At 69.5% G+C, this 14,826-nt stretch carries 8 protein-coding genes; all 8 read right to left on the bottom strand.

The genetic code is table 11. The features are described 5' to 3' along the window. Positions 1 to 74: 74 nt before the first annotated feature. Positions 75 to 860 carry an SDR family NAD(P)-dependent oxidoreductase gene (locus H3H37_RS08610; protein WP_182161640.1) on the bottom strand — a complete coding sequence of 262 codons (786 nt, stop codon included), beginning with the start codon at positions 858 to 860 and terminating at the stop codon, positions 75 to 77. Between the two features lie 3 nt (positions 861 to 863). After that, complete coding sequence (locus tag H3H37_RS08605) at positions 864 to 3,254, bottom strand: bifunctional salicylyl-CoA 5-hydroxylase/oxidoreductase (RefSeq protein ID WP_182161410.1); 2,391 nt, start codon at positions 3,252 to 3,254, stop codon at positions 864 to 866. Between the two features lie 13 nt (positions 3,255 to 3,267). After that, complete coding sequence (locus tag H3H37_RS08600) at positions 3,268 to 4,932, bottom strand: AMP-binding protein (protein ID WP_182161408.1); 1,665 nt, start codon at positions 4,930 to 4,932, stop codon at positions 3,268 to 3,270. A 132-nt stretch (positions 4,933 to 5,064) separates the two neighbouring features. Continuing rightward, positions 5,065 to 5,799: a response regulator gene (locus H3H37_RS08595; protein ID WP_311197429.1), complete on the bottom strand. Its 735-nt coding sequence runs from the start codon at positions 5,797 to 5,799 to the stop codon at positions 5,065 to 5,067. A gap of 85 nt (positions 5,800 to 5,884) precedes the next feature. Continuing rightward, positions 5,885 to 10,825 carry a two-component regulator propeller domain-containing protein gene (locus tag H3H37_RS08590; protein ID WP_311197428.1) on the bottom strand — a complete coding sequence of 1,647 codons (4,941 nt, stop codon included), beginning with the start codon at positions 10,823 to 10,825 and terminating at the stop codon, positions 5,885 to 5,887. Between the two features lie 54 nt (positions 10,826 to 10,879). Continuing rightward, the gene (locus tag H3H37_RS08585) at positions 10,880 to 12,052 is read right to left on the bottom strand and encodes a patatin-like phospholipase family protein (protein ID WP_182161407.1); all 1,173 of its coding nucleotides are present in this window, start codon (positions 12,050 to 12,052) and stop codon (positions 10,880 to 10,882) included. A gap of 98 nt (positions 12,053 to 12,150) precedes the next feature. Beyond that, a complete protein-coding gene (ggt, locus tag H3H37_RS08580; RefSeq protein WP_182161406.1) occupies positions 12,151 to 13,944 on the bottom strand; it encodes a gamma-glutamyltransferase in 1,794 nt (597 codons plus the stop codon). 72 nt (positions 13,945 to 14,016) lie between these two features. Next, positions 14,017 to 14,775 carry a 3-hydroxyacyl-CoA dehydrogenase gene (locus tag H3H37_RS08575; protein ID WP_182161405.1) on the bottom strand — a complete coding sequence of 253 codons (759 nt, stop codon included), beginning with the start codon at positions 14,773 to 14,775 and terminating at the stop codon, positions 14,017 to 14,019. Positions 14,776 to 14,826: the final 51 nt, after the last annotated feature.

Below are 14,826 nucleotides of genomic sequence, written 5' to 3'. Positions count from 1 at the left end.
CTTGGTTCTCTGAGCGTGACATCGTATTGGGTTCCATTGTTAATCAGATGCGGCGTTGACATGCGACGCGGCGCTTACATCACTTCGCCGCCGGCGACGGCGATGGCCTGCCCCGTCATGGCGGCCGATTCGGGCAAGCATAGCCAGGCCACGGCATTGGCCACCTCCTCCGGCTGCACCAGCCGTTGCTGGGGGTTGCCGGCCGCCAGCCCGGCGCGCGCCTGCTGTTCGTCGCGGCCCGTTTTGGCCACGATGTTGGCGATGGCCTCGCGCACCATGTCCGTCTCGGTGTAGCCGGGACAGACGGCGTTGACGGTCACGCCGCGCGCGGCCACTTCCAGCGCCAGTGCGCGCGTCAGGCCCACCACGCCGTGCTTGGCCGCCACGTAGGCCGCCACGTAGCGGTAGCCGGCCAGCCCCGCCGTCGAGGCCACGTTGACGACGCGGCCCCAGCCCGCCTCCAGCATGGCCGGCAGCGCGGCCTGGGTGCAGTGGAAAGTGCCCGTCAGGTTCACGTCCAGCATGCGCTGCCACAGCGCCGCGTCGGTCTTGCCGAACGGCGCGGAAGCCGCCTGGCCGGCGTTGTTGACGAGGATGTCGATCCGCCCCGCGCGCCGCGCCGCGCGCGCGAAGCCGGCCAGCACGCTGGCCTGGTCCGTCACGTCGAGGATCTCCGTTTCCACCCTGCCCAGCGTGTCCAGTTGCGCAGCCGCTTGCGCCAGCGCGGCGCCGTCGCGCCCGGCCAGCGTGACGGTGGCGCCGCGCAGCAGCAGCGCCCGCGCGCAGGCCGCGCCGATGCCGCGCGCGCCGCCCGTGACCAGCGCGTGCCGTCCTTCCAGCGAGGCGGCGATGGGATTCATCATTCAGCCCTCCAGCAGGCGCGCGGCCAGTTGTTGCGGCGTGAGGCCGGCGCTGGCGGCGGCCAGCTGGCGCTCGCGCTCCAGGTTGCGTTCCAGTTGCTGCTTGCCGGCCAGGTACTGTTTCGGCCAAGCCACACCAGCGCCAGCGTAGCCGATCCGGGCGGCTTCGGCCAATGTCCAGGCCGGGTTGGCCAGGTGCGGCCGGCCCACGGCGCACAGGTCGGCGCGGCCGGCGGCGATGATGCCGTTGGCGTGGTCGGCCTCGAAGATGGAACCGACGGCGATGGTGGCGATATCCGCCTCGTTGCGCACCCGGTCCGCGAACGGCGTCTGGTACATGCGCCCGTACTGGGGCCGTTCCAGCTTGCTGACCTGGCCCGACGAACAGTCGATCAGGTCGGCCCCGGCCTGCTTGAACAGGCGCGCGATGCGCACCGCGTCGTCCGGCGTGATGCCGCCTTCGACCCAGTCGTGGGCCGAGATGCGCACGCTCATCGGCTTATGCTGGGGCCACACGGTGCGGATGGCGGCGAACACGCGCAGCGGGAAGCGGCAGCGGTTTTCCAGGCTGCCGCCGTATTCGTCGCCGCGTTCGTTGGTGAGCGGCGAGATGAACGACGACAGCAGATAGCCGTGCGCGCAGTGCAGCTCCAGCCAGTCGAAACCGGCTTCCTCCGCCGCCAGCGCGGCGCGCACGAAATCGGCCTCGATGCGCGCCATGTCGGCCGTCGTGACGGCGCGCGCGGTCTGCGACACGCCGGCCAGGTACTGCTGCGGCGAGGCCGACACCAGCGGCCAGTTGTCCCGCTCGAGCGGCAGGTCGATGCCGTCCCACATGGCGCGGGTGGAGCCCTTGGCGCCGGCGTGGCCCAGTTGCAGCGCGATCCTGGCATCGCTATTGGCGTGGACGAAATCGACGATGCGCTTCCATGCCGCCGTGTGCTCGGGCGCGTACATCCCGGGGCAGAACGGGGTAATGCGGGCGTCGGCCGACACGCAGGTCATCTCCGCGCACACCAGCGCGGCCCCGCCCAGCGCGCGCGCGCCCAGGTGGGCCAGGTGGTAGTCGCCCACCGTGCCATCGACGGCGCTGTACTGCGCCATCGGCGAGACCACGATGCGGTTCCTGAGCGTGAGCCCGCGCACCTTGAACGGCGTGAACATGGGCGGGATGGCCAGGCTGGCCGGTGGCGGCAGCTCCGCCTGCGCGAACGCGCGCCGCGCGAACCACGCCTCGAAGCGGGCCACATAGGCCGCGTCGCGCAGGCGCAGGTTTTCGTGCGACAGGCGCTGGCTGCGGGTCAGCATGGAATAGGCGAACTGCTGCGCCTCCATGGCGCTGTAGCGTTCCACGTTCTCGAACCATTCCATCGAATTGCGGGCCGCGCTCTGGATCTTGAGTACCTCCACCGCCCGCACCTGCTGGTAGGCGGCCAGCGCGGCCGCCGTGTCCCCGTGCGCGCCGAAGCAGCGCGCCAGTTCGATCGCGTCCTCCAGCGCCAGCTTGGTGCCCGAGCCGATCGAATAGTGGGCCGAGTGGGCCGCGTCGCCCATCAGCACCACGGGCACCCGACCGGCCGGGGTATCGTTCCAGTGCACCCACTGCGCGCAAACGATGCGGGGGAATTTGATCCACACGCTGGAGCCGCGCAGGTGGGCCGCGTTCGACATCAGCGCGTGGCCATCGAGCTGCTCGGCGAACAATTGCTCGCACCACGCGATGCTCTGTTCCTGGCTCATCTCCTCCAGCCCGGCCGCGCGCCACACGGTTTCCGGCGTCTCCACGATGAAGGTCGAGGTATCGCCGTCGTACTGGTAAATGTGGGCCTGGAACCAGCCGTAGGGCGTCTGCTTGAAGGCGAAGGTGAAGGCGTCGAACTTCTTCTTCGTGCCCAGCCACACGAAGCGGCACTGGCGCGTTTCGATCTGCGGCGCGTAGCTGGCGGCGTAGCGGCTGCGGATGCGGGAGTTGAGGCCATCGGAGGCGATCACCAGGTCGGCGCCATAGCGGGCGGCGATCTCCTGGTCGTCGGTGACTTCCGTCTCGAACACCAGCCGCACACCCAGTTCCTCGCAGCGCTGCTGCAGGATGTTGAGCAGGCGCTTGCGGCCGATGCCGCAGAAACCGTGGCCGCCGGAGCTGACCTTCTGGCCCTTGAAGTGGATGTCGATGTCGTCCCAGTGGTTGAACGATTGCAGGATGGCGCGCGCAGTCGGTTCGTCGGCCGCCGCCAGGTTGCCCAGCGTCTGGTCGGAAAACACCACGCCCCAGCCGAAGGTGTCGTACGGCCGGTTGCGCTCGATGATGGTGATGACGTGGGCAGGGTCCTGCTTCTTCATCAGCAGGCCGAAATACAGCCCGGCCGGACCACCGCCTATGCATACGATATTCATGGATGCCACTCTCTCAATCTTGGTGTTCGCCCTCGGCGCGCAGCTTGAAGCGCTGCAGCTTACCCGTTTCCGTGCGCGGCAGCGCAGCGCGGAAGCGCACGGCGCGCGGATATTTGTACGGCGCGATCTGCTGCTTGACGAATTCCTGCAGCTCGGCCGCCAGCGCGTCGCAGGCCGCGTGCCCCGGCTTGAGCACCACGTGGGCTTCCACGATCTGGCCCCGTTCGTCGTCGGCCCGCCCCACCACGCCGCATTCGGCCACGGCCGGATGGCGCAGCAAGGCTTCCTCCACTTCCGGCCCGGCGATGTTGTAGCCGGCCGAGATGATCATGTCGTCGGTGCGCGAACGGTAGTGGAAATAGCCTTCCTCGTCCATCTCATAGGCGTCACCCGTCAGGTTCCAGCCGTCCACCACGTATTCGCGCTGGCGTTCGTCGTCCAGGTAGCGGCAGCCGGTCGGCCCCTGCACGGCCAGCCGCCCGATCACACCCGGCCCCACCGGCTTGCCGTCCGGGCCGAGGATGCAGGCCCGGTAGCCGGGCACGGGCTTGCCAGTGGCGCCGGGCCGCACCTGTGCGCCGGCGGCCGAGATGAAGATATGCAGCAGTTCCGTCGCGCCTATGCCGTCGATCATTTCCAGCCCTGTCGCCTGGCGCCACGCGTCGCGCGTGGCCAGCGGCAGCGCCTCGCCGGCCGACACGCTCTGGCGCAGGCTGGCGATGTCGTAGCGCGCCGCCAGCGGCGCCATCTGGCGGTAGAAGGTGGGCGCCGTGAAGCTGATGGTGGCCCGGTATTGCTGTATCGCGGCCAGCAGCGTTTCCGGCGTCAGTTTTTCCAGCAGCACGGCGCTGGCGCCCACCCGCAGCGGGAACAGCAGCAGCCCTCCCAGCCCGAACGTGAAAGCCAGCGGCGGGGTGCCGATGAACACATCGTCCGGGCGCGAACCGAGCACGGAGCGGGGGAAGCAGTCGCAGATGGCCAGGATGTCGCGCTGGAAGTGCATGGTCCCCTTGGGCACGCCCGTGGTGCCGGAGGTGAAGCTGATCAGGCACACGTCGTCGGCCGCCGTGTCCACCGGCGCGTAGCTGGCCGGCTGGCGCGCCATGCGCGCTTCCAGCCCCGTCGTGGCGGCCGGGTCGCCGAAGTAGAGCACGCGCTGCGGTACGCCGGGCGCCGCCTCCATTTCCTCGCGCAGGCTGGCCGCGCACAGCACGGCGTTCACGCGGGCCTTGGCCAGGATCACGCCCAGCTCGCGCGCGCGCAGCAGCGGCATGGTGGGCACGGCCACGAGGCCGGCCTTGAACACGGCCAGGATGGCGGCCGCCATCATCGGCGTGTTGGCGCCGCGCAGCAGCACGCGGTTGCCCGTCTCCAGTCCCAACTGGCCGCGCAGCACGTGGGCGATGCGGTCCACCTGCTCCAGCAGGCGGGCATAGGTCCATTGTTCGCCGGCGCTGCGGATGGCGATGCGTTCGCCGGCGCCGGCCGCCACGGCCCGGTCCAGCAGTTCGGCCACGCAATTGAGGCGGGCCGGATAGCGCAGCTCCGGCAAATCGAAGCGCAGCACCGGCCACTGCTCGGGCGGCGGCAGGTGCTGGCGCGTGAATGGGTCGGTGTGGGCGCTGGCGCCCATGCTGGCATGGCTTGCGCCGGCACTGCTGGCAGTCGGTCTGGTCATGGTCGCCCTGAAGTTGGTCGTCGTATCCTCACAGCCTGTGGCAGATACTTTAAACCTAAACTATCTCAACTTCAAGTGCGACGTGGAGCTGGCGGAGGAAGGCGGGAGCAATGGTGGGGGCCCGCCTGGCGTTCAACCCATGGCCTGCCGGGTCAGGTCGGTCTGGCGCGCCACGGCGCGCTGCACGCCCGCCACCACGGCCTGCACGGCCACGCCGGACAACTGCCCCGCCAGCACGGCCTGCAAGCCGGCGGCCGCGCCATGCAAGCCCAGCGTGACGCACCCCGTGTGCAGGCGTTCCAGCCGCAAGCGCGCTTCCTGCTGGTCGCCGCGCGCCAGCAACTGCTGCAACTCCCCGCCGGCGGCAGCCAGCTGGCTCTGGAACCCGCCGAGGTAGACCAGCAACCGTTCCGCGTTGATGCCCAGCCGCAGCTGGGTGGCGGCCGGCGTCTCGGCCGCGTGCTCGCCTTCGTCGGGTGCCGAGGATGGTGTCAACACCGGCGCCAGCAACGGCGCCAGGTGGACCCGCACCTGGTCGGCCTGGAATGGCTTGACCACGTAGCCGGCCGCGCCCGAATCGGTGGCCGATTGCACCGTGTCGCCATCGGTGGCGGAAGTGACCAGCACGAACGGCATGGCTTGCAGCGCCGGATCGCGCTTGACCCGCTGCAGCAATTCGATGCCCGACATGCGCGGCATGCGCAAATCGCAAAAACAGATGGCTGGCCGCAGTCCCGCTTCCAGTTGCTGCCACGCGTCGGCGCCATCCTCCGCTTCCACGATCTCGAACGTGCCGCAGCCATCGATCAGGTGCATCAACACCATGCGCGACACGACATCGTCATCCACCACCAATACTTTCATCATGCTCTCCAGTGCCTGTGCGCGAAAGGCACCGCCGTCATCTTACCCGATCACAGGTGGTTTCAGACAGGGCGCGGCGGCGAAAAGATCACAGCGGGGCAGCGGCTGCCGTCTGTTCGAGCAGTTGGCGCAGGCGCGGCAGACCGGCCTCGATCTGCGCCCAGTAACCATGGTCGGCCGCCAGTTCCAGTTCGCCGCACAGGGCCTGCAGTTCCTGCTCCTCCAGGTAGCCGGCGCTGCCCTTGATGCCGTGCAGCAGGCGGCCGGCGGCCTCGCTGTCGCGGCTGGCCAGGGCGCGGTCCAGCTCCGCCAGGCGGCCCGGCACGTCCTGCAGGAAGGCGCCGCGCAGGCGCGCGCGCAGATCGCCCTTGCCGCTGTGCTGGGCCGCGCGGGCCGATTCCGGGCCGGCAGGCGCCACCCCGAACATGGCGTCCAGGTCCGCCGTGGCGGCCGCCGGCGCCCGCCGCGGCTCCATGCGCGGCAAGGCCACGCCGCGCTGCAGCTGGCGTTCGATGGCGCGGCTGAGCTGCATGTGCAGCGCCGCCTCGTCGATCGGCTTGGTCAGGAAATCGTCCATGCCCGAGGCAAGGTAGCGGCTGCGGTCCTCCTCGCTGGCGTTGGCCGTGAGCGCGATGATCATCAGTTCCTGGTCGCGCACCGGCGCGTCCGGCGTGCCGCCGGAGCGGATCAGGCGGGTGGCGCTGGCGCCATCCATTTCCGGCATGCGCCCGTCCATCAGGATCAGGTCGTAGCGCGTCATGGAGCAGGCCTTGACGGCCAGCAGGCCGTTGGCCGCGATGTCGACCTTGTGGCCCAGGTCCTCCAGCATCATGCGGATGATGATCTGGTTGGTGGGGAAGTCCTCCGCGCACAGCACCTTGAGCTGGTGGCTGTGCGGCTCGCGCGGCACGTGCGGCACCAGCGGCGGCGCCACGCCGTTGGCCATCGGCAGTTCGAACGAGAAGGTGCTGCCCACGCCCGGCGTGCTGGCCACGCGGATCTCGCCGCCCATCAGCTCGACCAGCTGGCGGCAGATGGCCAATCCCAGCCCCGTGCCGCCGTAGCGCCGGGTGGTGGTGGCGTCGGCCTGCTCGAACTTCTGGAACAGGCGCGACATGGCGTCGGCCGGGATGCCGATGCCCGAATCGGCCACCGTGAAGCGGATCAGGTTCACGCCCGGCGGCGCGTCCACCCCGCCCTGCGACTGGCCCGGTGCCACCCGCTCGACCCGCATGCGCACCGAGCCACGCTGGGTGAACTTGAAGGCGTTGCCGACCAGGTTGACCAGCACCTGGCGCAAACGGGTTGGGTCGCCCACCACGAACTGCGGCAGGCCATCGCCGAACTCCAGGCTGAAGCCCACGCTGTGGGCGGCAGCCTGCTCCTCGAACAGGCTGACCACGTTCTCCACCGCCGCCGCCAGCGCGAAGTCGATGTTCTCGATGGTCAGCTTGCCCGCTTCGATCTTGGAGAAGTCCAGCAGGTCGTTGATGATCGACAGCAGCGACTGGGCATTGACCTGGCCGCGCAGGATCTGCTCGCGCGTGCTCTCCTGCAGCTGGCTGTCGCGCAGCGCGAAGCTCAGCATGCCGATCACGCCGGCCAGCGGGGTGCGCATCTCGTGGCTCATGTTGGCCAAAAATTCCGACTTCTGGCGCGTGGCGTCTTCCGCCTTCTGCTTGGCCAGGCGCAGCCGCTCGTCGTTCTCCTGCAGCGCGCGGTTGGCCAGCGCCAGCTCGTCCGTGTGCAGCCGCACCTGGCGCTCCTGCAGCAGCAACTGCTCCTGCGTCAGACGCAGCGCCTGCAAGGCTTCCTCCAGCTGCTGGTAGGCGCGCGCGTTCTCCAGGCCCACGGCCGCGTGGGCGGCCAGCGTCTGCAGCATGTCCAGGTGCACCTGCTGGTAGGCGTGCTTGCCTTCGCTCTGCACGCACAGCAGGCCCACCACCTTGTCGTTGACCACCAGCGGCACGTAGATCATCGAGCGCGCCAGCGCCGGCGGCACACCGTCCTCGCGCATGCACGGCACGTTCTGGCTGGCGCCCGCATCGTCCACGTAGCGCTGGTACTCGGCGTCGATATCGTTGATGAACACTTCGCTGCGGTGGGTCACGCACCACACGGCCAGCTGGTTGGGGTTGTCGAGCCGGCGCGTGTAGGGCAGCGTGCGCACACCGCTCTCGATCGCGAACGGGAACTCGATGATGCCGCGCTCCTCCTGCACGAAGCCGATGCCGAACATCTGCGCGTCCATCAGGTGGTGCACGTGGCGGTACAGCGTGCGCATGGCCGTTTCCATGTCCAGCGTGGCGCTCATCTCGCGTCCCAGTTCGCTCAGCACGGAGATGTTGCGGTGGGCCTGCTCCACGTTCTCCTTCTGGCGCTCCACTTCCTGCTTCTGGCGTTCGGTGTCGATGCGACGCTGCTCGGCCTCGGCGCGCTGGGCCTCCGCTTCCAACCGGCGCTGCTCCAGTTCCTGGGTCTGCTGGCGCAACAGCAGGTTCTTCTGCTCCACCTCCACCGTGCGCAGGCTGACCTGCTGCTCCAGCACCGTCTTCTGGCGCCGCAGGCCGCGCATGCGGGCCTGGTAGGCCGCGTAGCCGGCCGTCACCAGCGCCACGGCGGCCAGGGTGCGGAACCACCACGTCTTCCAGAACGGCGGCCGGATGGTGATGACCAGCGAGGCCGCATTGTCGTTCCAGATACCGTCCTTGTTGGCGGCCTTGACGCGGAAGATGTACTGGCCCGGATCGAGGTTGGTGTAGGTGGCGAAGCGCTTGGTCGAATCGGTCACCACCCAGTCCTTGTCGAAGCCCTGCAACTGGTAGGCGAAGCGGTTGCGCTGCGGGGCCGCGTAGTGCAGCGCCGTGAATTCGAGCGAGAACACGGAATCGGCCTGGTCCAGCGTGAGCGCGCTGGTGTGCTCGATGGCGCCGCTCAGCACCTTGCCATGCGCGCCCTGCCCCGGCCGCAGCGACTTGTTGAACACCTGGAAGTCCGTGATGGCGACGGTGGGCGCCACGCTGTTTTCGCGCACTTCGGCCGGCGCGAACGCGGTGATGCCGTTGAAGCCGCCGAAGTACAGCGTGCCGTCGGCCGCGCGCAGGGCCGAGCCGTCGAAATAGGCGCCCTCGATGGTGCCGTCGGCGCCCGAGTAGTTGCGTACCAGGCCGGTGCGCATGTTCAGGCGCGACAGGCCGGTGTTGGTGCTCAGCCAAAGGTGGCCGGCGCCGTCGGGCAGGATGGAGGCGATGGCGTCGTCGCCGATGCCGTCGCGGCGCAGGTAGCGCTGGAATTTCACGCTGCCGTCGGCGCCCTGCACCATGCGGTTCAGGCCCGCCGCCGTGCCGACCCAGATCGTGCCCTGCTCGTCCTCGTACAGGTAGTGCACCTCGTCGTGACTGAGGCTGGCGGGGTCGGCCGGGTCGCGCCGGAAGTGGCGGAACTGGCCGCTCTTGCGGTCCAGCAGATCGAGGCCGTTGAAGGTGCCCACCCACAGGTTGCCGCGCTTGTCCTCGAGGATCGGGCGCACCACGTTGTCGGCCAGGCTGGCGCTGTCGGCCGGATCGTGGCGGTAGGTGTGGCTGGACCCAGTGCGCGGATCGAAGCGGTGCAGGCCGCCGCGCGAGGCGATCCACAGCAGGCCGGCGCGGTCGCCCACGATGGTGCGGATGGTGTCGCCGGCCGGATCGCCATGCGAGAACGACCAGGCCTGCATGGCGCCGCTGGCCGCGTCCATGCGGTTGATGCCGGCCCGCCCGCCTATCCACAGGTTGCCGCCGGCGTCGCGCCACAGGGCCGTCACCAGGTCGTCGCTCAAGCCGCCGGGCGCGTGGTGCCAGGTGCGCGCGTGGCCGGTGGCCGGGTCGTACAGATTGAGGCCGGCGCTGGTGCCCAGCCACAGCTGGCCATGGCCGTCGGACACGATGGCGCGCACCTTGTTGTCCGACAGGGCCTGCGGCTGGTCCGCCTGGCGCACCAGCCGCGCGAAGCCGCCGCTGCCCATGTCGACCCGGCTCACGCCGTCGTTCCAGGTGCCGACCCAGAACGTGCCCACGCGGTCGCGGAACAGGGCCGAGATCTGGTCGTCGGCCACGCTGTGGCTGTCGCCGAGCTGGTGGCGGTACTGGGCCAGCCGGTGCTCCTGCGGCAGCCAGCGGTACAGGCCATCGGCGCCGCTGCCTATCCACAGGTTGTGTTCCGCGTCCAGGTAGATGGCTGTGATGTTGCCGCCCTTGAGGCCTTCGCGCGCGCCCAGGCGGTGGCGCTGGGGCGCACCTTCGCTCAACTGCCACCGTTCCAGCCCGGCCAGCGTACCCACCCACAGCGCGCCGTCCTGGTCCAGCTGCAGGGCCGCCACGAAATTGGCCTTGGCGTCGGGCGCCGTGTCGAGCTGGAGGTGCTGGAAGCGGGTGGCGCCCGGCGCCAGCATGTCCAGCCCGGTGGCCGTGCCCACCCACAGCCGGCCTGACCAGTCGCGCACCAGCGCATTGACCTGGTCGTCGGCCAGGCTGGCCGCGTCGGCGTCGTCGTGGTGCCAGCTGGTGAAGCGGGCGCTGGACGGATCGAAGTGGTGCAGGCCGTCGCCGGTGGCCAGCCACAGGCCGCCCAGGCCGTCGTCGACGATGGCGCGCACGTGGCGGTTGCCGTTGCCGCGCTTGGCCGATTCGTGCGGCAGGAAGTGGTCGAAGCCGCGCGTGCGGGGGTCGTAACGGTCCAGGCCACCGTCGGTACCCACCCACAGCTGGCCGGCGCTGTCGAGGTGCAGCACGCGCACCCAGTTGTCGCCCAGGCTGCGCGGGTCGGACACCATGCTCTTGTAGGTGACGGTGCGGTAGCCGTCGAAACGGGTCAGGCCGGCCTGGGTGCCGAGCCAGATGAAGCCTTGCTTGTCCTGGGCGATGGCCAGCACCGATTCCTGCGCCAGCCCGTGCTCCACCGTCAGCTGCTCGAAGCGCAGGGTGCGCGGCGGTGCGCCGGCGCTGGCCGCGTGCATGCCGGCGGCCCACAGCAGGGCGGCCGGCAACAGCAATAGACTACAGAGACGTCGGATCAACAACGGCACACGGATTCCATCCCCAGGGGTTCAACTGTCGAAAAAGGCCAGCACGTCGTCCTTGCGCAGCTGGGTGTCGCGCTGGCCAAGGCGAATCAACTCGCCAGTATACGTCGATTCGAACAACAGGTAGGAAGCGAGGGCGGCGCCGCGTGTTTCCGTGGCCCCTATGCCGCCCAGCATGGTGCGGATCGGCACCGGCAAACTGGCGATGTGGCGGCCGGCGATGTCGTCCAGCCGCTCCGACGGCGCGATCACCAGCAGCTTGACCGGCTTGAGCGGCGTCTTCTCCAGGTGCTCCTCGGGCAGCAGCGACAAGGTCTTGTTGACCCGCTCCAGGCGCTCGATGTCCACCGCCAGGCTGTCGAGGAAGATGGACGACATGGCGTGGCCGGCGATCTGCGCCAGGCTGGGGTAGCGGGCGGCGCCGTCGGCGGCGCTGCGCGGCGGCTCCGACAGCCGCCCCGCGCCCACCACCAGCACCTTGCTCGCACCGAGGTGGATGGCCGGCGAGATCGGCGCGATCTGGCGCATGGTGCCGTCGCCGCAGTATTCGCGGTGGCCGCCCAGGTACAGCGGCGTGGCGGGGAAGATGAAGGGAATGGCCGACGAGGCCAGCAAGTGCTCGATGCCGATCTGGTCCTGCAGCGCCACCCGCTGCATGCGCACCCAGGGCGCGATCTCGGCCGCCGTCTGGTAGAACGTGATGTGCTCGCCGCCGCTGTAGGACGAGGCGGTGACGGCCAGCGCGTGCAGCAAGCCTTCGGACAGCACCGTGTCGAGCCGCGGCAGATCGAGCATGCGGTGCAGCAGCGACACCAGCGGCGTGTTATCGAGCAGCGACTGGGGCGGCGTGGCGCGCCACTTGCGCAGCAGCCAGCCGAACGACAGCAGCGACAGCCAGCGCGCGCCGGAACGGATCACGCCCAGCGAGTCGGCCCGGTACACCTGCTCCACCTTGATGTGCTGCCACACGTCGAGCAGGCGCTGCACGCCTTCGCTGAAATTGTCGGCGCGGCAGGCCAGCGCGGTGGCGTTGATGGCGCCGGCCGACGTGCCGCAGATGATGTCGAACGGGTTGCGCGCCGGCGGCCAGCCCGCTTCCCACAGTATCTCCGAGATGGCCTGCAGCACGCCGATCTGGTAGGCGGCACGGGCGCCGCCTCCGGTCAGGATCAAGCCTGTTTTCTTTTGTATGCCCATGCGGTCAAGAGTAGCAGGGTATGGCGCCGTTGGGGAAGGCATGGCACCACTTTCGCGTCACGATAGCGCCTGATAGCCACACTGGCCGCTTCCCTGCCCTAGTCGCCCAGCGCCACGCCCTCGCGGCGCGGATCGGCGCCGCCGAACCACACCGGCTGGCCGTCCACCGTGCGCCGCTGGATGCCCTGCAGGCCGGAGTTCTGGTCGAACTGGCGCACCACATGGCCGCGCGCGATCAGCTGCGCCACCACCTCGGGCGCCACCCGCCCCGCCTCCAGCTCCGTGGGGCCGTTGCGGCTGCCGAAGTTGGGCAGGCTGATGGCCTGCTGCACGTCCAGGCCCCAGTCCAGCGTCCCCACCAGCACCTTGGCCACGTAGTTGATGATGGACGAGCCGCCCGGCGAGCCGGTGGCCAGCACCAGCCGGCCCGTGGCGCGCTCGAACACCAGCGTGGGCGACATGGCGCTGCGCGGGCGCTTGCCGGCCTGCACCCGGTTGGCCACGGGGCCGTCGGCATCGACGGCGTCGAACGAGAAGTCGGTGAGCTGGTTGTTGAGCAGGAAGCCGTCCACCATCTGGCGCGAACCGAAGGCGTCTTCCACGGAGGTTGTCATGGACAGGCCATTGCCGGCGCCGTCCACGGCCACCAGGTGCGAAGTGGACGGCTTGTCGAGCGCCGTGTCCGTGCCCCACGCCACCTGCATGCCATCGGGGGTGCCGAACGGCGCGCTGCCCATCGAGCGCGGGCCGATCAGCGCCGCGCGGCGGGCCAGGTAAGCCGGGTCTATCATGGCCGCCACGCCGCGTCCCGGCAGCGGCACGAAGTCCGTGTCGGCCACGTAGTGGTTGCGGTCGGCGTAGGCCAGCCGGCCCGCCTCGCTGAACAGGTGGATGGCGTCCGCGTTCAGCATGCCGTTGACCGGCTTGTAGGGGCTGATGTCCTTGTTCGACAGGATGCCCAGCATCTGCGCGATGGCGATGCCGCCCGACGATGGAGGCGGCGCGCCGCACACGGTCCAGGCCTTATAGTCGATGCACACGGGCGCGCGCTCCCGGGCGCGGTAGCCGGCGATGTCGGCCGCCGTCAGCTTGCCGGGATTGGTGGGATGGGCCGCCACCTTGGCCGCGATGTCGCGCGCGATGCGGCCCTTGTAGAAGGCGTCGGCGCCGCCGGCGGCGATCTCGCGCAGGCTGCGCGCCAGTTCCGGATTTTTCAGCACGTGGCCCACGGGCCAGGGCTGGCCCTTGGCGTCGTAGAAGTAGGCCGCCGCCACCGGATCTTGCGCCAGGTAGCGCTCATGGTCCAGCAAGGCGTGCAGGCGCGGACTGACGGCGAAGCCTTCGTCGGCCAGCTTGATGGCCGGCGCGAACAGGCTGGCCCAGGGCAGCTTGCCGTGTTCGCGGTGCGCCAGTTCCAGCATGCGCAGCACGCCCGGCGCGCCCACGGAACGCCCGCCGATGATAGCGGCCGCGCGCGACAGCGGCTTGCCGTCCTTATCCTGGAACAGGTGCTCGTCGGCCGCCGCCGGCGCCGTCTCGCGGCCGTCGTACGATTGCACGCGTTTGCCGTCGAAATACATGAGGAAGGCACCGCCGCCGATGCCCGACGATTGCGGCTCCACCAGGTTCAGCACCATCTGGCTGGCGATGGCCGCGTCGATCGCGCTGCCGCCCTGGCGCAGCATGCGGTAGCCGGCCTCGGTGGCCAGCGGATTGGCGGCCGCCATCATGTACTTGCGGGCGACCACGCCCTGCTTGGCCGCGTAGCCGGTGGCGATTTCCGGCGCCGGGGTGGCGTCCTGCGCCACGGCCGGCGCCGGCGGGAAGGAGAACAGGCCTAGCAGCGCCAGCGCCGGCGCCACGGACTTCAAACCGGAGTTCAAACGAATCATGGAGGCTCCAAATGAAAAGGCGCGCGACCAGGGCCGCGCGCCCGTTGATTCAGCCATCCTACACGAAAAGCCTTATTTCGGCTGCATGCGGATCGCGCCGTCCAGACGAATCGTTTCGCCGTTCAACATGACATTTTCGATGATGGTCTTGGCCAGGTGCGCGTACTCGGCTGGCTTGCCCAGGCGCGGTGGGAACGGCACCATCGCGCCCAGCGCCTGCTGCACTTCGGCCGGCATGCCCAGCAACATCGGGGTTTCGAAGATGCCGGGAGCGATGGTCATCACGCGGATGCCGCTGCGCGACAGGTCGCGCGCCATCGGCAGCGTCATGCCGGCCACGGCCGCCTTGGACGAAGCGTAAGCCGCCTGGCCGATCTGGCCGTCGAACGCGGCCACGGAGGCCGTGTTGATGATGATGCCGCGCTCGCCCTGCTCGGTGGCCGCCGTCTTGCCCATGGCGTCAGCCGCCAGGCGGGCCATGTTGAAGGTGCCCACCAGGTTGATGTTGATGGTGCGCTGGAACACGTCCAGCGGGTGCGGGCCATCCTTGCCCACGGTCTTGACGGCCGGCGCCACGCCGGCGCAGTTGACCAGGCCACGCAGCGTGCCCAGCGCCTGGGCGGCGGCCACCACGGCCAGGCCGTCCGCTTCCGAGGTCACGTCGCACTTGACGAAGGTGCCCTTCAGTTCAGCGGCCAACGCCTGGCCTGCTTCCACCTGCACGTCAGCCAGCACCACCTTGCCGCCCGCCGCCACAATCATGCGGGCCGTGGCCGCGCCCAGGCCCGATGCGCCGCCGGTGATGATGAATACATTGTCTTGAATCTGCATGTCCGTCCTCTATCAGTTGGGAAAATCGTGCACGCGGCCGGTGACCGGCCA

This window comes from Rugamonas brunnea (assembly GCF_014042345.1).
In the GTDB taxonomy this organism is placed as follows: Bacteria; Pseudomonadota; Gammaproteobacteria; order Burkholderiales; family Burkholderiaceae_D; genus Rugamonas; species Rugamonas brunnea.
Note: the sequence above shows the minus strand (reverse complement) of the source record. Positions and strands in the feature narration are given on the sequence as shown.